Source organism: Acinetobacter rudis (assembly GCF_031157835.1).
GTDB classification, from domain to species: Bacteria; Pseudomonadota; Gammaproteobacteria; order Pseudomonadales; family Moraxellaceae; genus Acinetobacter; species Acinetobacter rudis_A.
In genome coordinates this window covers 1-18493 of sequence record NZ_JAVIDR010000019.1, presented here as the reverse complement: position 1 = coordinate 18493, position 18493 = coordinate 1, and the positions used below count along the sequence as shown (strand labels likewise).

Below are 18493 nucleotides of genomic sequence, written 5' to 3'. Positions count from 1 at the left end.
GCAGCTACTTGATTTTAAGGTATCATCCACGGAAGTACATAGGCTTGCAGCGTAATGATAATACCAATCATCACTGTAAAAATTAGACTGTGTTTCACGGTAAAACGGAATAAATCTGATTCCTTACCCACCAAGCCCACTGCGGCACAAGCAATTGCAATAGACTGCGGTGAAATCATTTTTCCAGTTACGCCACCACTGGTATTTGCTGCAACCAACAATACCTCTGGCACACCAATTTGCTGTGCGGTGGTCGCTTGTAGCGCTGAAAATAATGCATTTGCAGACGTATCTGAGCCAGTGAGAAATACCCCTAACCAACCCAAGAAAGGTGAAAAGAACGTAAAGGCATCGCCACTATGCGCAAGCGCAAGTGCCAATGTTGCAGACATACCTGAATAATTGGCAATAAAAGCGAAAGACAACACCATTCCTATCGAATATACAGGTACACGAAGTTCTTTAGCTGTTTCAAAGAATGTCTTCACTGCTTCTCGTGGCTGCATTTTTAAATAAATAATGGTAATCACTGCCGCTAAAATAATGGCCGTACCTGTAGCAGAGAACCAATCAAATTTATAAACGGCATCGTAATCTTTAATTTCAGTCACTACAGGTGGCATTTTCTGAATCATTTGATGTAAAAATGGCACCTTAATTGAAATGACCCAGTCTTGTAGTACCCCACCCTTTGCAAATAAATCTTTAAACGGTTTGATACTCCAGATGGTGACCATCAAGGTTAAAATCGCAAATGGCGACCATGCCTTGGCAATCTGAGCAACACTATATTTTTGAGTTTTAGTTTCTGATTCTGCGGCAGTTTCTGTTTGATCAAAACGGAAAATATGTTTTGGCTGCCAAAATTTTAATAAAATACTTAAACAAATAATTGAGGCAATTGCAGCAGTAATGTCTGGCAATTCAGGCCCTAAAAAGTTTGATGTTAAATACTGTGCGATTGCAAAAGAACCACCAGCCACAACAACTGCTGGCCAAGTTTCTTTAACACCACGCCAACCATCCATGATTGCCATAATCCAAAACAGTACGATTGGCACCATAAACGGTAACTGACGTCCAACCATCTGACTGATTTCCATTGTATCTACGCCAGAAACTTGCCCAGCAACAATAATTGGAATACCCATGGCACCAAAAGCAACAGGTGCAGTATTGGCAATCAAACATAAACCAGCAGCATAAAGAGGTTTAAAACCAAGGCCCACCAAAAGTGCCGCAGTAATAGCAACAGGCGCACCAAAACCAGCAGCACCTTCTAAAAAAGTACCAAAGGCAAAACCAACCAATAACATTTGTAAGCGTTGGTCATGGGTCAGAGATAAAATTGAGGCACGGATAATTTCAAATTGCCCTGTTTTAACAGAGACCTTATATAAAAATAATGCGCCTAAAATAATCCAGGCTATAGGCCAAAGCCCGTAAAAGAATCCATAGACTAATGAGGAAAATGCCATACTCGTAGGCATGCCATAAGCAAATAATGCAACGAGTAATGCTAAGACAACCGTAATACTCCCTGCCACACTCCCCTTCATACGGAATACAGCTAAGGCCAAAAAGAAAAATACGATTGGAATTAGTGAGATTAGACTTGAAAACCAGATATTACCCATCGGGTCATAAATTTGTTGCCATTGTTGCAGCATATTCATCTCCTTGAAATGCTAAAAGCAGTGACAGGTTAAATGCAATAACCACAATATTGGTAATACCAATTTTACTTAAAACAATATTAACCCGTAATTTTCAATCATATTATTTATATAAATCACATTTATCAAGAATGAATTGCATTTATTTTAATTATTGGTAATACCAATATTTAAAAGTTAATTTTACTGTGGCAATAAAAAACCGAGTTCAGTCACACTGAACTCGGTAAATTTTTAGCCATTTTATAATAACCAACGGGCTTTGAAGTGTACGGGAATCCTCGCATCAGTCTGCAACATCGAGGCATCAGGTATATTTTAACAAATTCTCGATTTAAATGGTTAAGTGGCACAATCTGAAGATAACCACAACCATAGCTTTTGTGCTTCTTATATCCTCGAATAGTAGTAATGCCATTGTTCTTCATGATTTTCAGCACTCATTAGATCCAAAGCTTTCACCTAGCTTTTTAAGATCCAGCGTGATGCGATGATAAACTAACATTCTAATTAATTTTATATTTTGTATAATGCAAACCGTCTTACAAATTGATTAATGAAATGAGAAATATACCCTATAAATTTTTATTGTTGAGCTTATTGACACTCATACTCCAAAGTTGCATGTTGTATCCTCCCCTCTCACCAGAGATCGCGATTTTTAAACGTATGAGTTCTCAACCTGAAATTGTCAAAGTTGAAACTTATGACAATAATACTCACTCCAGAATTAGAATTTACTATGATGATGTTAATATACAAATGTATGAAAACATTACATGTACAGCATGGAAAAATAACAGTATAAAAAACTACATCCACACTGTTAAAAACAGCCTACCAAATAATCAGATTATTACTGTTGGTATGCCTCAAACTGAAAAAAGCTATAATTTACTTACAGTTCCTCAAAAAAAATGGGGTCTCAAGGTAACATTTAAAGAGTTTATTATTGATGCAAATCAACCAATTATTGTTGATGCACATCATTCTGATGTTTCTAAAAGTTGTCAAATTGCTGCAAGTTTTACACCAAAAGCTGGTGAAGACTACGAAATCTCTTATCGCGAAGGATTTTTAGGGGAAAAAGGGACTGGGTCGAGATATTGTACTTTGAATCTTCAAACAATTAATAAAGACAAACAGGAACATTCTGAGCTATTAAAAACACAAGACTCTAGTGAATTAACAAAATGTAAATGAATACGAAAAAATTAAATCTTCTCATAATTGTGTATTAACTTAGGTTTCATCTAGCAAATATCGCAGTAGTTTAATAAAATTGGGCATCCAATTAAGTGGTAATCTACCATCTAATTGGATATCCAATCAAATTTGATTAAATCAATTTAATAATGATATTAATCCTCAGACAACTGAGGAAAAACTTAAAACTGCATCCAATTTTAGTTGACCACTACATAATACAGTAAAAATAAGTATTGCCCGACCGAGTTTATGCCATTACTTTTCCATTCATAATCTGGTTAAAATACCAACCTGATGTTTATTACTTTTTTATTACTTAGCCAACTTGATTAAGCAAACGCCTTTATTACTGCGTTTGATATAACTTCTCTTTTTTATTAGATAAAAGATATTTCTGGCCACTAAGTTTTGAATGTCTCACCTTAGAATTCGACCCTAAACCAGCCGAGAGCCAAATGAGCAAGACAGCAAAATTCTCCATATTCACTGTGATCATTATCGTTATAGCAATACTTGCTTATCTCTATGCATCACCCTATTTAGCACTGAAAAATTTAAAATCAGCAGCACAACAAAATGACATTGAAAGTGTTAATCACTATATTGACTACCCAAGTGTACGACAAAGCTTAAAAGAGCAATTAAATGCTTATATGCTCAAAGAATTGCGGCAAGACAAAAACAATGAATTTGCCAAACTGGGTAGTATGCTGGCATCTTCAATGACAGATACATTACTGGATGCAGTCATTACACCCACCGGTATTGGACTGATGTTACAAGGTAAAAATCTCAATCCATCACATATGCCAGCTCAAACCAGTTCACAACACAATGATGAAAAACCAGAGAAGAGTGCTGAAAAGGTTGAATACAAAATGTATTACACCTCTTTTAATCGTTTTGTGATTAATGTGAAAAATACTGAACGTCATGATCAACGAGTACAAGTCATCATGCAGCGTGAAGGTCTTAACTGGAAAATCAAACAGTTGATTATCCCACTAGATAACTATTAATCTAACCTTCCCATAACATTGTATTTTTTCACAATCATGTCATGGGTTGACGAATGATGGTTCTCCAGTTATGCGGATCGGCACGTCGTATATCTGAAAGATAGATCTCATGATGTTTCCCTGATCGCGTGCTCTTTGCATCTATAAAGTCATGTACACGTTGAATAGTTGGCCCTTCTTCAGAAAAAGGGCCAATATGCATAATTTGAGCACAGCGTCCTTCTGCAAAGCGTTCAAATCTCAACTGTGTTAATGCAGGATTGGCCTTTTTCTTCATCACTTGAGCAATCGCCTGTTCAATCACTTCTACACTCACCCACTCTGGCTGCATGATCATCATCTTCCATTGCCATTGTGACTTATCAGTATTGGTAAATGCAGTCATATCATCTGCCCACCAAAGTCCTTCCAGTGGCATCACAGCATAATCAATCGCACTAGGTCCCTTTTTAAGCATAAACTTTGCTGCATAAGAAAGTGCTTTATACTGTTTTTTAAGATCAATTTTTATTATCTCAGTCATTACTAAGTTTCCCTGTGATTATTTCTATAGAGGTGATCATATATTGCAACTTATCAATCTCATACAAAGATGTCATAGATTAATGTCATTCACATCAGCAATACATCATAACTTTGCAGTCAGTTGCATTGGCAATAATCGAGAATCCAACAATGCCACTGTACGATGTAAATTACCTTTCATACATTCCTGATTCTCAGCAAAAGACATAAAGCTTTCAATCGATTTTTGCTTGACCAACATGACAGCATCCCAATACTCATCCAAAGGACCAATAAAAAACTCACCTGCGTTGGCAAGGAATAAAATATCACCTCCTGTTGCTTGTAAAAAAGGTAAGGTGTGATCGATATAAAGCTGAAATGCCTCTTTTCCAGAAATTGCAGTTAGAGGTGCTTGTTCAGGAAATGCTGAATAATCAGCAATCTCACGGAAGTGCAGTAAATTCAGCATCACGACCTCCCCTTGCAATTGTCGTTTAAATAAACTGATCCCGTTTTGTTGTGTCGGGAAAAGATAGTTTACTTTCATTGGAAACGCCTCATGAAACGATAAATAACTATTGCAATATAGTTGATAACTCAAGTATATTGCAATAATTATTTATCGTATGAGAACGAATAGAAAATGCTAGGGTATGTAAAAAACAATAATATCCAATTGAATTATCAAACTTTTGGGCATCATAAAGATGAAACTATTGTATTAATTGCAGGGCTAGGAAGTCAGATGATCCACTGGAATGTGGCTTTTTGTTTGCAGCTTGCAGAACAAGGATTTCATGTCATTCGGTTTGATCATCGTGATGTTGGGCTATCTACCCATCTAGATCATCTTGCTGCGCCAAGTTTTTCAGATTTGGTAGATGCAATGACTTTTGGGAAAAACATTACTATTCCCTACACACTCGATGATATGGTGGAGGATACAATTGGATTACTTGATGCATTAGGTATTAATCAAGCACATATCATTGGACGTTCAATGGGAGGCATGATTGCACAGCTCCTCGCGAGTCAATATCCTCAACGTGTAAGTTCTCTGACTTCAATTATGTCAAGTACAGGTAATCCGAACTTACCCGCAGCAAAAGCCGATGTTATGCAGTTACTCACACAAGCCACACCCAACCCACAGGCCGACTTTGATCAGTATCTTTCTGATAAAATTAAATTAGCGAAGCGTATTGCTAGCCCAGCATATCCTTTTGATCAAGAAGCCATGACTGCACTTTTTGTAGAAGAATATCATCGCGGGTATAACCCGAATGGATTCAAACGGCATTTAACCGCAATAGCAGCGGCTGGAGATCTTCGTGCAAGAATTACAAACATTACTGTGCCCACTTTAGTCATTCATGGTACAGACGACGTACTCATTCCCATTGAATGTGGTGAGGATACGGCAAAAACTATTGCATCTGCCAGATTTTTAGCCATTGAAGGTATGGGACACGATATACCAAGTGCTCTTTACCCCCATATCATTGCGGCTTTTGGCCAAAATCTAATAAAACACGTCTAAATTCAGCTGGTTATTCAAATATACAGTACATGTCTAAACAGAGCTACAATCAAAAAAACAAAGGGCGCCAATCGGCGCCCTTTGTTATTCACAACTTAAACTTAGAATTGTTCTTCGTTTAATGCTTGTGAGAAAGCTTGATCTACATCAGAGAAGTCATTGCTGAGTTCAAACTCGGCAGCTTCTGCTTCTTGACGACGACGCTCTAAGTGGTAAGCCAAACCAGTACCCGCTGGGATCAAACGACCCACAACAACGTTCTCTTTTAGACCACGTAAATCATCTTCTTTACCTGTTACAGCAGCTTCAGTTAACACACGAGTTGTTTCCTGGAACGATGCAGCAGAGATAAATGAGTCAGTAGACAATGATGCCTTGGTAATACCCATCAAGATACGTTCATACTTCGCAGGGAATTTGTTTTGTGCACTTACAGCTTGGTTTTCTTGAACCATGCGGATGTACTCAACTTGCTCACCTTTGATGAAGCTTGTATCACCACCATCAACGATGTCTACTTTACGTAGCATCTGACGAACGATAACTTCGATGTGTTTATCGTTGATTTTTACACCTTGGAGACGGTAAACGTCCTGAACTTCGTTCACGATGTAGTTAGTCAACGCCACTTCACCTTTCAGACGTAAAATGTCATGTGGGTTTTGTGGACCATCAGAAATTGTTTCACCACGGTTTACATGTTCACCTTCGAACACGTTGATTTGACGCCATTTAGGAATCAATTCTTCGTAGATTTCGCCGCCATCATCAGGTGTGATAACTAAACGGTTCTTACCTTTAGTCTCTTTACCGAAGCTTACGATACCTGACACTTCTGCCAAAATCGCATGCTCTTTAGGTTTACGCGCTTCGAACAAGTCAGCTACACGTGGCAAACCACCGGTAATATCACGAGTACGTGAAGATTCTTGTGGTACACGACCAATAACGTCACCTACACCAATGGTTTCACCATCACGTACAGTAACAATCGTGTTTTGTGGCAAGAAGTAGAACTGTTCTTGACCATCAGCCATATCCAGTACAATCGCAGGACGTAAATCTTTACCAGATACAGGACGTGCTGTAACAGGCAAGATTTCAATTGTCGTCATACCTGTTGCATCATCAGTTTTCGATGTTGCAGTTACACCATCAGCAATTTGGCTGAAACGTGCTTTACCAGCAACTTCTGTTACCAATGGATGTGTATGTGGATCCCAAGTCGCAACGATACCACCAGCATCAACAATCTCACCATCTTTAAGTAAGATGCTTGCACCGTATGGTAATTTATAACGTTCGCGCTCACGACCTAAGTCATCCGCAATACCGATTTCACCTGAACGTGAAACAGATACCAAGTGACCTTTGGCATGTTGTACAGTTTTCACGTTATGGAAACGTACAGTACCTTTGTTACGTACTTGAACACTGTTTGCAGCAGAAGTTCGGCTTGCAGCACCACCCACGTGGAATGTACGCATGGTTAACTGTGTACCAGGTTCACCAATTGATTGCGCAGCCATAACACCGACAGATTCACCTGGGTTCACCAAGTGACCACGTGCCAAGTCACGACCATAACATTTCGCACAAACACCGAAGGTAGAACGACAGTTTACAACTGAACGTACTTTAACTTCATCGACACCGGCATCTTCAAGAGCAGCAGCGATCTTCTCATCAATGAGTGTACCTTGTGGTAATACAACTTCATCATCCACAGCACGACGTACATCTACTGCTGTCACACGACCAAGTACACGGTCACGTAACGGCTCAATAACGTCACCACCTTGAATGAACGGAGTCATTACTAGGCCTTCTTCAGTACCACAATCTGGCTCAGTAATAACTAAGTCTTGTGCAACGTCAACCAAACGACGAGTCAAATAACCTGAGTTCGCAGTTTTCAATGCAGTATCGGCCAAACCTTTACGTGCACCATGTGTTGAAATAAAGTACTGAAGTACTGTCAAACCTTCACGGAAGTTTGCTTTAATCGGTGTTTCAATGATCGAACCATCTGGTTTCGCCATCAAACCACGCATCCCAGCAAGCTGACGAATCTGCGCCGCACTACCACGGGCACCAGAGTCAGACATCATGTAGATACTGTTGAACGATTTTTGCTTCTCGTCTTCACCCTGTTTATTTTTAACAGTAGTAAATGACAAGTTATCCATCATTGCTTTTGCAACTTGGTCGTTAGTACGTGCCCAAATATCGACAACTTTGTTATAACGTTCACCAGCAGTCACGAAACCTTGCTCAAATTGTTGTTCGATTTCACGAACTTCAGTTTCAGCTTTATCAATAATGGTTTGTTTTTGTGGTGGAATAACCATATCTTCCATACCAACAGATACACCTGAACGCGTCGCTTGACGGAAGCCCAAATACATCAATTGGTCAGCGAAGATAACAGTATCTTTCAAACCAAGTTTACGGTAGCAAGAGTTGATTAATTTTGAGATATTCTTTTTAGTCATCTCAACGTTAATTTGTTGGAAATCCATACCTTCAGGTACAACTTCCCAAAGCAAACAACGACCTGGAGTAGTGTCTACAACAATTGTTTGTTGCTCACGATCACCATTTTCATCGATTACTGTTTGGTGTACACGTGCTTTAACGCGTGCATGTAAATCAACCTGACCAGTAGCAAGTGCGCGGTTTACTTCGTGAGTATCCGCAAACACCATACCTTCACCTTTGGCATTAACTGCATCACGAGTGATGTAGTACAAGCCCAAGACCACGTCCTGAGAAGGAACGATAATAGGCTCACCGTTTGCTGGTGATAGAATGTTGTTTGTTGACATCATCAAAGCACGTGCTTCTAACTGTGCTTCTAAAGTCAATGGTACGTGTACCGCCATTTGGTCACCGTCGAAGTCGGCGTTAAATGCAGCACAAACCAATGGATGTAAACGAATCGCTTTACCTTCAATCAAGATCGGTTCAAACGCTTGTAAACCTAAACGGTGAAGTGTAGGTGCACGGTTCAACATGACTGGATGTTGACGAATAACTGATGCAAGTACGTCCCAAACTTCTGGAGTCTCACGCTCAACCATTTTCTTCGCAGCTTTAATGGTTGTTGCTTGACCAGATGCTTGTAGTTTCGCAAAGATAAATGGTTTGAACAATTCAAGTGCCATTTTCTTAGGTAAACCACATTGGTGCAAACGTAGGTTAGGACCAACGGTAATTACCGAACGGCCAGAATAGTCAACACGTTTACCAAGTAAGTTTTGACGGAAACGACCTTGTTTACCTTTGATCATATCAGCCAAAGATTTCAATGGACGTTTGTTTGAACCCGTAATCGCACGACCACGACGACCGTTATCTAACAACGCATCTACAGATTCTTGCAACATACGTTTTTCGTTACGTACGATGATGTCTGGTGCAGATAGGTCAAGAAGACGTTTTAAACGGTTGTTACGGTTGATGACACGACGATACAAATCGTTCAAGTCAGAAGTCGCAAAACGACCACCTTCAAGTGGTACTAACGGACGAAGATCTGGTGGTAATACAGGTAATACATTCATTACCATCCACTCAGGCTTGTTGTTAGAGTCGTTAAATGCTTCCATCAACTTCAAACGCTTAGATGCTTTTTTAAGCTTAGTTTCTGAAGTTGTTTGAGGAATTTCTTCGCGTAAACGTGAAATTTCAGCGTCTAAATCAATATCTTTTAACAAGTCTTGAACAGCTTCAGCACCCATTTTTGCAGAGAACTCGTCACCGTGTTCTTCAAGTGCTGTAAAGTATTCTTCATCATTTAATAACTGATTTTTCTCAAGTGGTGTCATACCAGGATCGGTAACCACATAAGATTCGAAATACAATACACGTTCAATATCACGCAAAGTCATATCAAGTAATAAACCGATACGGCTTGGTAATGATTTTAAGAACCAAATATGCGCAACTGGTGAAGCCAATTCGATGTGACCCATACGTTCACGACGAACTTTTGCAGTCGTTACTTCAACGCCACATTTTTCACAGATTACGCCTTTATATTTCATACGCTTGTATTTACCACACAAGCATTCATAGTCTTTTACTGGACCAAAAATTTTGGCACAGAATAAACCATCACGTTCTGGCTTAAACGTACGATAGTTAATTGTTTCAGGTTTTTTAACTTCACCATGAGACCATGATTTAATCATTTCTGGTGAAGCAAGACCAATACGGATACGATCAAATTCAACCGGTGTATAACCATCTGAATCCGTCTTTTTGCGCATGATATCGAGCAAGTCTTTCAATTTTTTTCTCCGTGTGTTGAAGAGTTCACACTCCCCAACTGGGTCACAAATATTGTTATAACTGAAAATTTGGAGTCTCTAAAAGCCCCTTTAACCCCTCTTATCTAAAGAGGGGTTAAAGATGATCTTTTAGTCGCCGTTTTTCAGTTCAATGTTGATACCTAAAGAACGGATCTCTTTGGTCAATACGTTGAACGATTCAGGCATGCCTGGATCCATATAATGGTTACCATCTACGATGTTCTTATAGATACGAGTACGACCTTCAACGTCATCCGACTTCACAGTCAGCATTTCTTGCAGTGTATATGCTGCACCGTATGCTTCAAGTGCCCAGACTTCCATCTCACCGAAACGCTGACCACCGAATTGAGCTTTACCACCCAATGGTTGTTGCGTTACAAGTGAATAAGAACCAGTAGAACGCGCATGCATTTTGTCATCAACCAAGTGGTTCAATTTCAACATGTACATATAACCAACTGTAACAGGACGATCGAAACGCTCACCTGTACGTCCATCATAAAGTACTGTTTGACCAGAGCGTGGCAATTCAGCAAGTTCTAGTAATTCTTTGATTTGACCTTCTTCAGCACCATCAAATACAGGTGTTGCTAAAGGCACACCAGCACTTAAGTTACCAGCAAGTTTCAAGATTTCATCATCAGTTAGTGTGTCAAGTTGTTCTTGCTCACCACCAACTTTGTTATAAATCTTATCTAAGAATTCACGTAGTTCAGCAATCGTACGCTGTTGTTTCAACATCTTGTCGATTTGTTCGCCAAGACCTTTCGCCGCTAAACCTAAGTGAGTTTCAAGAATCTGACCCACGTTCATACGCGATGGTACACCCAATGGGTTTAATACCACGTCAACAGGTACACCATGAATATCATGTGGCATGTCTTCTACTGGCAAGATGTTAGATACAACACCCTTGTTACCATGACGACCCGCCATCTTATCACCAGGTTGGATACGACGTTTTACAGCAAGATAAACTTTAACAACTTTGAGGACACCCGTAGTGAGCTCATCGCCTGTAGAAAGTTTGCGTTTTTTCTCAGCAAACTTCTCATCAATTTCAAAGCTCTTCTCTTTTAAGAAGACTTGAATTTGAGTTAAACGTTCTGCAATAGCTTCATCATTTGGTTGGATTTCAAGTAAATCAACCAATGCTAAATGCGACAACAAATCTTCTGTAAGTTTGTCACCACGTTTAGTGCTACCGCCACCATTTGACTGCTGATCTTTCAAGAGACGAACAATACGTTCACGAGCGGCTTCTTCGAAGATTTTGTATTCTTCTTTCAAATCCTTACGGTACGCATCAAGCTGAGCTTTTTCAATTGCTTGAGCACGCTCATCTTTTTCAATGCCATCACGAGTGAAGACTTGAACGTCAATAACTGTACCTTTAGTACCAGATGGTACACGTAAAGAAGAGTCTTTAACGTCAGCAGCTTTCTCACCGAAGATCGCACGTAATAGTTTTTCTTCTGGCGTTAATTGAGTTTCACCTTTTGGTGTCACTTTACCAACCAGAATATCACCTGCTGTCACTTCAGCACCGATATAAACAATACCTGACTCATCAAGCTTAGATAATGCAGCTTCACCAACATTAGGAATATCTGCAGTAATTTCTTCTGCACCTAGTTTGGTATCACGAGCCACACAAGATAACTCTTGAATATGGATCGAAGTCAAACGGTCTTCTTGAAGCACACGCTCAGATAATAAGATCGAGTCTTCGTAGTTATAACCATTCCACGTCATGAACGCGACGCGCATGTTTTGACCAAGTGCCAATTCACCGCCATCTGTAGATGGACCATCAGCAAGAACGTCACCACGACCAACTTTATCACCCAAGTTAACCAATACTTTTTGGTTAATACATGTGTTTTGGTTAGAACGGGTATACTTGATCAAGTTGTAGATATCTACACCTGCTTCACCAGCGATCATTTCATCTTCGTTAACACGAATCACGACACGTGATGCATCAACAAATTCAATCATACCGCCACGTTTTGCGATTACACATACACCTGAGTCACGTGCTACGTTCGCTTCCATACCTGTACCGACTAATGGTTTGTCAGCAAGCAATGTAGGCACAGCCTGACGTTGCATGTTTGAACCCATCAATGCACGGTTGGCATCATCGTGTTCAAGGAATGGAATCAATGATGCTGCTACAGATACGACCTGCTGAGCAGATACATCCATATGCGTCACTTTTTCAGGTGGAATACGTATAAATTCGCCTTGATGACGTACAGAAACGAATTCTTCTGTGAAGTTATTATCTTCGTCAAGCAAAGCATCTGCTTGCGCAATGACTGTACCAACTTCTTCAATCGCAGAAAGATATTCAACATCATCTGTTACGCGACCGTCTACAACCTTACGATAAGGCGTTTCCAAGAAGCCAAAATGGTTTGCTTTTGCATAAACAGACAAAGAGTTAATCAAACCAATGTTTGGACCTTCAGGTGTTTCAATTGGACATACACGACCGTAGTGAGTTTGATGTACGTCACGTACTTCAAAGCCAGCACGTTCACGAGTCAAACCACCAGGCCCAAGTGCAGAAACACGACGCTTATGCGTAATTTCAGACAATGGGTTGTTTTGGTCCATGAATTGAGACAATTGGCTTGAACCAAAGAATTCTTTAATCGCTGCTGCAACTGGTTTCGCATTGATTAAATCTTGTGGAGACAAGTTATCTGTTTCAGCTTGACCCAAACGTTCTTTAACTGCACGCTCAACACGAACAAGACCTACACGGAATTGGTTTTCAGTCATTTCACCAACTGAACGCACACGACGGTTACCCAAGTGGTCGATATCATCGACTTCACCTTTACCGTTACGAATTTCTACCAATGTTTTAAGTACATCAACGATGTCTTCATTGGAAAGAATGCATTCAACTTCGCGTGATTTCTGATCGTTACCAACTTCGTAAGGACGTCCTAAACGACGGTTAAACTTCATACGACCAACTGGTGACAAGTCATAACGCTCAGAAGAGAAGAACAAGTTATTGAACAAGTTTTCTGCTGCTTCTTTTGTTGGTGGCTCGCCTGGGCGCATCACTTTATAGATTTCAACCAGTGCTTCTTCGCGATCACGTGTCAAATCTGCACGCAATGTATCAGCAACAAATGAACCACGGTCAATGTCGTTAGTGAATAGAATGTTAAATTGTTTAACGCCACCTTCAGCCAATTTCACCATGATTTCATGGCTCAATACTGTATTGGCTGCAATGGTTTCGCCATCACGTAATATCACGTCTTCAGCAATAATGCGTTCGTATAGATACTCATCAGGAACTGAAAGCTTAGTTAAACCAGCAGCTTCCATTTGACGAACATGACGCGCATTAATACGTTTACCTTGTTCAACAATTGATTTGCCATCATTGTCAACAATATCAAACTGCGCCATTTCACCACGTAGGCGTTCAGGTACCAAGTCAATTTGATAGCTGCCCATATCGAGGTAAACAGGAACTTTCTCATAGAACATATTCAGAATTTGTTCATTGCTAAAGTTCAACGCACGTAACATCACTGTTGCAAGTAACTTACGACGACGGTCAATACGAACATATACGAGATCTTTCGCATCAAACTCAAAGTCTAACCACGAACCACGGTAAGGGATAATACGTGCTGAGTACAACACTTTACCACTTGAATGTGTTTTACCTTTATCGTGATCAAAGAACACACCTGGTGAACGATGTAACTGAGATACAATTACACGCTCTGTACCGTTAATAACAAAAGTACCGTTATCGGTCATGAGTGGCATTTCACCCATGTAAACTTCTTGTTCACGTACATCTTTAATTGATTTGGTTTCGCGATCTTTAATGATCAGACGAATTTTTACGCGCATTGGTGCCGCATAAGTTGAGCCACGAAGAATACACTCGCGCACATCAAACTCTGGTTTACCAAGGCTATACTCAACAAATTCTAAAGCCGCATTGCCCGAATAACTTTCTATTGGAAATACTGAACGGAATGCCGCCTGGAGTCCGATATCTTCGCGATTTTTGGGAGTTTTACCATCTTGCAAAAATGTTCTGTACGAGTCGACTTGAATCGAAAGCAAGTACGGAGCATCCATTACTTGGGGCAATTTACCAAAATTCTTACGGATCCGTTTTTTTTCGGTATATGAGTATGCCATCTGGAGTCCTCGGAAAGTAAAACCAAGCCCGCCTGCAGAACGGACTTAGAAGGAATTACGCAGGTCGATATGACCACCACCTTTTACAAATGCTGCAATTTTCAGTGGTATGAAACGCTTAACAATATTTTCAAAGCTGAAGAATATTGGTAAGCGTTTGTTTTATTTAATTTTTTCAAAATTTCGACGAATTAATGCCCAAACCGAACAAAATCGAGCCGACTATTGTAACGCAAAAAGGCTGATGACCCAAGAGCCACCAGCCAATTTTTGGAGTTGTTTTTTGAAAAAAACAACTCCCTGTAAGATTACTTAAGTGTAACTGTAGCACCAGCTTCTTCAAGTTTCTTCTTAAGTTCTTCGCCTTCTTCTTTAGAAACGCCTTCTTTAACAACTGAAGGAGCGCCTTCAACAAGATCTTTAGCTTCTTTAAGACCAAGGCCAGTAGCTTCACGAACTGCTTTAATAACAGCAACTTTGTTACCGCCGAAGCTAGTTAATTCAACATTGAATTCTGATTGTTCTTCAGCAGCAGCAGCGCCAGCAGCAGGACCTGCAGCAACTGCAACAGCAGCAGCAGATACATTGAATTTTTCTTCGAATGCAGAAATTAATTCAACAAGTTCAAGAACAGTTTTTTCAGCAACTGCATTTAAGATTTCTTCGTTTGTTAAAGCCATGAGATAAACTCCAAATGGAAATTGAATGGTGTGTAAAAAGTGTTGGCCTTATGCCGCTTCTTGCTCTTCTTTCTCTTTGAGTGCTGTAAGTAGGCGACCCAATTTCGAGATAGGAGCTTGAAGAACGTTTGCAAGCATAGTAAGCGCTTTTTCTTGGTTCGGAAGATTAGCAATAACGCTAACTTCAGCACCTTCATAAACTTTGCCATCAAACGCAGCAGCTTTTAATTCAAAAGCCTTGTTTGTTTTAGCGAAGTCTTCGAATAAGCGTGCAGCTGCACCCATATCTTCTTCAGAAGTTGATAAACCGATAATTGTTGGACCAGTCAAGACGTCGTTCAAGATATCAAATTGAGTACCTTCAAACGCACGTTTCGCCAATGTGTTACGAACGATACGTAGGTAAACATTGTTTTGACGAGCTTGAACACGCAACTCAGTAAGTTGAGTAACGTTCAAACCTTGATAGTCGGCAACAACAGCAGAGAACGCTGTAGAAGCAGCAGTATTTACCGCTGCAACGATCTCTTTTTTGTCCTCTAAACGTAGAGCCACTGTAAGAACCTCCTAACGGTGATTTATGCATCAAACGATGCACTCCCAATTCGTAAGTCAATCACTTAACTTACACGCGGAGGAGGAACAAATCACACCACCGCGTCTACCCAGGAAAATTAAGAAACAGACCGAAGTCCAGTTCACCTGAGGTCTTTGACGCTGATAAATTTACATCTATCAATTCAAAGTCCGCCTACATGCAGCTTTACACTCCCTCTGGGGAGGAAAACTGCTTGCAGGACTTTAAAATTCTTTAAATACGACTCAAACTTAGTTTGAAACGTTTGCTACATCAATAGTAAGACCAGGACCCATAGTTGAGCTCAAAGTGATCTTTTTAATGTATACGCCTTTAGAAGTAGCAGGTTTTGCTTTCTTAAGGTCAGCAACCAAAGCTTCAACGTTTTGACGAACTGCAGCAGCTTCAAAACCTAGTTGACCGATTGCAGCGTGGATGATACCACCCTTGTCTACACGGTAACGTGCTTGACCAGATTTTGCATTCTTAACTGCAGAAGCAACATCAGGAGTCACAGTACCAACTTTAGGGTTTGGCATTAAACCACGTGGACCAAGAATTGTACCAAGCTTACCAACAACGCGCATAGCATCAGGAGCAGCAATAACAACATCAAAGTCCAAGTTACCTTGTTGAATGCTTTCAGCAAGATCATCAAAACCAACGATATCTGCGCCTTCAGCTTTAGCAGCTTCAGCAGCAGCACCTTGAGCAAATACTGCAACACGTACAGTTTTACCAGTACCCGCTGGAAGTGTAGTCGCGCCACGAACAACCTGATCAGATTTACGTGGGTCAACACCAAGGTTTACTGATAGATCCAAAGATTCTTTGAATTTAGCAGCAGGTAGGCTACCCAAAACTTGAACAGCTTCTTCCAAAGTGTAGACTTTGTTCGCTTCAACCAAAGCAGCAATGGCTTTTTGACGTTTAGTTAACTTTGCCATGTCTTATAGCTCCACTTCCAAGCCCATAGAACGCGCAGAACCAGCGATGGTACGTACACGTGCATCCAAATCAGCACCAGTAAGATCTGGTTCTTTAGTGGTTGCAATTTCTTCCAATTGAGCACGAGTCAACTTACCAACTTTAGTTTTGTTAGGTACAGCTGAACCTTTTTGGATACCAGCAGCTTTCTTAAGAAGAATAGCAGCAGGTGGAGTTTTCATGATGAATGTGAACGACTTATCGTTGTACACAGTGATCACTACAGGGATTGGTAGACCTGGTTCAACTTTTTGTGTAGCAGCATTGAATTCTTTACAGAATGCCATGATGTTAACACCACGTTGACCAAGTGCAGGACCGATCGGTGGAGATGGATTCGCTTTACCAGCTGGAACTTGCAGCTTGATATAGCCGTCAATCTTCTTAGCCATTGTCTATTTCCTCTGGGTACAAACGCCGTCAGGCTCCCCAATTTTAAATTGCTGCAACCTTTGTAAACAAGGATTGCTACAACAACAATGCCCGATGAAGTAAAACATCGGGCCTTTTACACCAACTTAAATTAACTGGCTTTTTCGACTTGACGAAATTCCAATTCAACCTGAGTTGGTCGATTAAATACATTAATTGTCAACGTTAAACGTGACTTGTCATAGATGACCTCTTCCACCACACCTTTAAAGTCAGTGAATGGACCATCAATAACCAATAATTCTTCACCTGGCTCAAACATCGTCTTAGGACGTGGAGCTTCACCTGTATTACGCACACGAGCCAAAATAAGATCAGCTTCTTTTTGCGTAATTGGCGCAGGTTTTTCTGCTGTACCACCGATAAAACCAAGCACTTTTGGACATTCTTTCACAATGTGCCAAGTCTCATCGTTCATTTCCATTTCAACTAACACATAGCCTGGAAAGAACTTACGTTCAGACTTACGCTTTTTTCCATCCTTCATTTCAACAACTTCTTCAGTTGGAACGAGGACTTCACCAAAGCAATCAGCAACAGTACTGCGCTGGATTCGATCATTAAGTGAACGCATCACTTGTTTTTCATAGCCTGAATAGGCATGAATAATGTACCAACGTTTCATTGCTAACTTACCCGATAATGAACTTCATGAACCAACTAATGAGATAGTCAAAACACCACAATACAATTGCAGCAATAATAACAACCACCAGAACTTGCCATGAAGTAGTTACTGTTTCCTGCTTTGTTGGCCATGTTACTCGACGTAGTTCAATACGAGAGTCTTTAAGCAGACGAACAAAGCCTTTGCCTTGATGGGTGGCGTATAATAAACCTAATGCGACTATAATACAAGCCAAAATTACCCCAACACGGACCCAAACATCGTTAGCTGGGACCCAATAAGCAGGTAAATATTGATTAACCATTAACGCTGCAGCAAGCAAGGTCAGTGCAACCAACCAGAGCACCACGTCAAACGGTGAACCAGTTTTAACTACTTCAGCAGAGTTATTTCTTTGAGGAATTGGCGCTTCGCTTAATGCGTCACGCGATTTATCGTTCGACATTTTTCTACTCGTCGTTGAGTTCGCGACTTATTATAAGACAAATTAGTCAGCATCAAGCTTTTTATTAAAAAAATATGGCAGGTCAGGAGGGACTCGAACCCCCAACATTCGGTTTTGGAGACCGACGCTCTACCAATTGAACTACTGACCTATATAAACATAAGCCGAAAAACAGGTTTTCGGCTTGTGTATGATTCTAACAATTATGCTGTAACTTTAGATACAACACCAGCACCTACTGTACGACCACCTTCACGGATCGCAAAACGTAGACCTGCGT

The 18493-nt window shown here is 40.3% G+C and carries 15 protein-coding genes, 1 tRNA gene and 1 pseudogene; 3 read left to right on the top strand and 14 right to left on the bottom strand.

Annotation, left to right across the window (positions count from 1 at the left end):
- Positions 1-14 precede the first annotated feature (14 nt).
- On the bottom strand, positions 15-1676 hold the full coding sequence (lldP, locus tag RFH42_RS13725) for an L-lactate permease (protein ID WP_308976286.1): 1662 nt from the start codon (positions 1674-1676) through the stop codon (positions 15-17).
- A gap of 320 nt (positions 1677-1996) precedes the next feature.
- A pseudogene (locus tag RFH42_RS16950) lies at positions 1997-2172 on the bottom strand (IS3 family transposase); the annotation flags it as partial.
- A 173-nt stretch (positions 2173-2345) separates the two neighbouring features.
- Between RFH42_RS16950 and RFH42_RS13720 the strand changes: the two are divergent.
- Complete coding sequence (locus RFH42_RS13720) at positions 2346-2879, top strand: hypothetical protein (protein WP_308976284.1); 534 nt, start codon at positions 2346-2348, stop codon at positions 2877-2879.
- Positions 2880-3340: 461 nt separating this feature from the next.
- The gene (locus RFH42_RS13715; protein WP_308976283.1) at positions 3341-3904 is read left to right on the top strand and encodes a DUF2939 domain-containing protein; all 564 of its coding nucleotides are present in this window, start codon (positions 3341-3343) and stop codon (positions 3902-3904) included.
- Between the two features lie 34 nt (positions 3905-3938).
- On the opposite strand, the gene RFH42_RS13710 is transcribed toward RFH42_RS13715, so the two are convergent.
- Together RFH42_RS13710 and RFH42_RS13705 are read right to left on the bottom strand one after the other, a co-directional pair.
- Entirely contained in the window at positions 3939-4427 is a 489-nt protein-coding gene (locus RFH42_RS13710) for a GyrI-like domain-containing protein (RefSeq protein ID WP_308976281.1), read from the bottom strand.
- Between the two features lie 105 nt (positions 4428-4532).
- A complete protein-coding gene (locus tag RFH42_RS13705; protein ID WP_308976279.1) occupies positions 4533-4958 on the bottom strand; it encodes a DUF1330 domain-containing protein in 426 nt (141 codons plus the stop codon).
- Positions 4959-5054: 96 nt separating this feature from the next.
- Here RFH42_RS13705 and RFH42_RS13700 point away from each other — a divergent pair, with 96 nt between their 5' ends.
- On the top strand, positions 5055-5951 hold the full coding sequence (locus tag RFH42_RS13700; RefSeq protein WP_308976278.1) for an alpha/beta fold hydrolase: 897 nt from the start codon (positions 5055-5057) through the stop codon (positions 5949-5951).
- 101 nt (positions 5952-6052) lie between these two features.
- Here the strand turns inward: RFH42_RS13700 and rpoC are convergent, their stop codons facing one another.
- From rpoC to RFH42_RS13650, 10 genes are all read right to left on the bottom strand, one after another.
- On the bottom strand, positions 6053-10246 hold the full coding sequence (gene rpoC / locus RFH42_RS13695) for a DNA-directed RNA polymerase subunit beta' (RefSeq protein ID WP_308976276.1): 4194 nt from the start codon (positions 10244-10246) through the stop codon (positions 6053-6055).
- Between the two features lie 129 nt (positions 10247-10375).
- Positions 10376-14464: a DNA-directed RNA polymerase subunit beta gene (rpoB, locus tag RFH42_RS13690; protein WP_308976275.1), complete on the bottom strand. Its 4089-nt coding sequence runs from the start codon at positions 14462-14464 to the stop codon at positions 10376-10378.
- A 308-nt stretch (positions 14465-14772) separates the two neighbouring features.
- Positions 14773-15144 (bottom strand): 50S ribosomal protein L7/L12, encoded by a 372-nt coding sequence (gene rplL / locus RFH42_RS13685; protein WP_308976274.1) that lies wholly within the window; start codon positions 15142-15144, stop codon positions 14773-14775.
- A 48-nt stretch (positions 15145-15192) separates the two neighbouring features.
- Positions 15193-15699: a 50S ribosomal protein L10 gene (gene rplJ, locus RFH42_RS13680; RefSeq protein ID WP_308976273.1), complete on the bottom strand. Its 507-nt coding sequence runs from the start codon at positions 15697-15699 to the stop codon at positions 15193-15195.
- A gap of 273 nt (positions 15700-15972) precedes the next feature.
- Positions 15973-16668 (bottom strand): 50S ribosomal protein L1, encoded by a 696-nt coding sequence (rplA, locus tag RFH42_RS13675; RefSeq protein ID WP_308976271.1) that lies wholly within the window; start codon positions 16666-16668, stop codon positions 15973-15975.
- A gap of 3 nt (positions 16669-16671) precedes the next feature.
- Positions 16672-17100: a 50S ribosomal protein L11 gene (gene rplK / locus RFH42_RS13670; protein ID WP_034587972.1), complete on the bottom strand. Its 429-nt coding sequence runs from the start codon at positions 17098-17100 to the stop codon at positions 16672-16674.
- 131 nt (positions 17101-17231) lie between these two features.
- A complete protein-coding gene (nusG, locus tag RFH42_RS13665) occupies positions 17232-17765 on the bottom strand; it encodes a transcription termination/antitermination protein NusG (RefSeq protein WP_016657956.1) in 534 nt (177 codons plus the stop codon).
- 7 nt (positions 17766-17772) lie between these two features.
- Positions 17773-18213, bottom strand: a complete 441-nt coding sequence (gene secE / locus RFH42_RS13660) for a preprotein translocase subunit SecE (protein ID WP_308976270.1) — start codon at positions 18211-18213, stop codon at positions 17773-17775.
- A gap of 75 nt (positions 18214-18288) precedes the next feature.
- Positions 18289-18364 (bottom strand) — tRNA-Trp (locus RFH42_RS13655).
- 52 nt (positions 18365-18416) lie between these two features.
- Positions 18417-18493, bottom strand: a 77-nt coding sequence (locus tag RFH42_RS13650) for an EF-Tu C-terminal domain-related protein (protein ID WP_445596577.1), incomplete at its 5' end; no start/stop codon positions are given.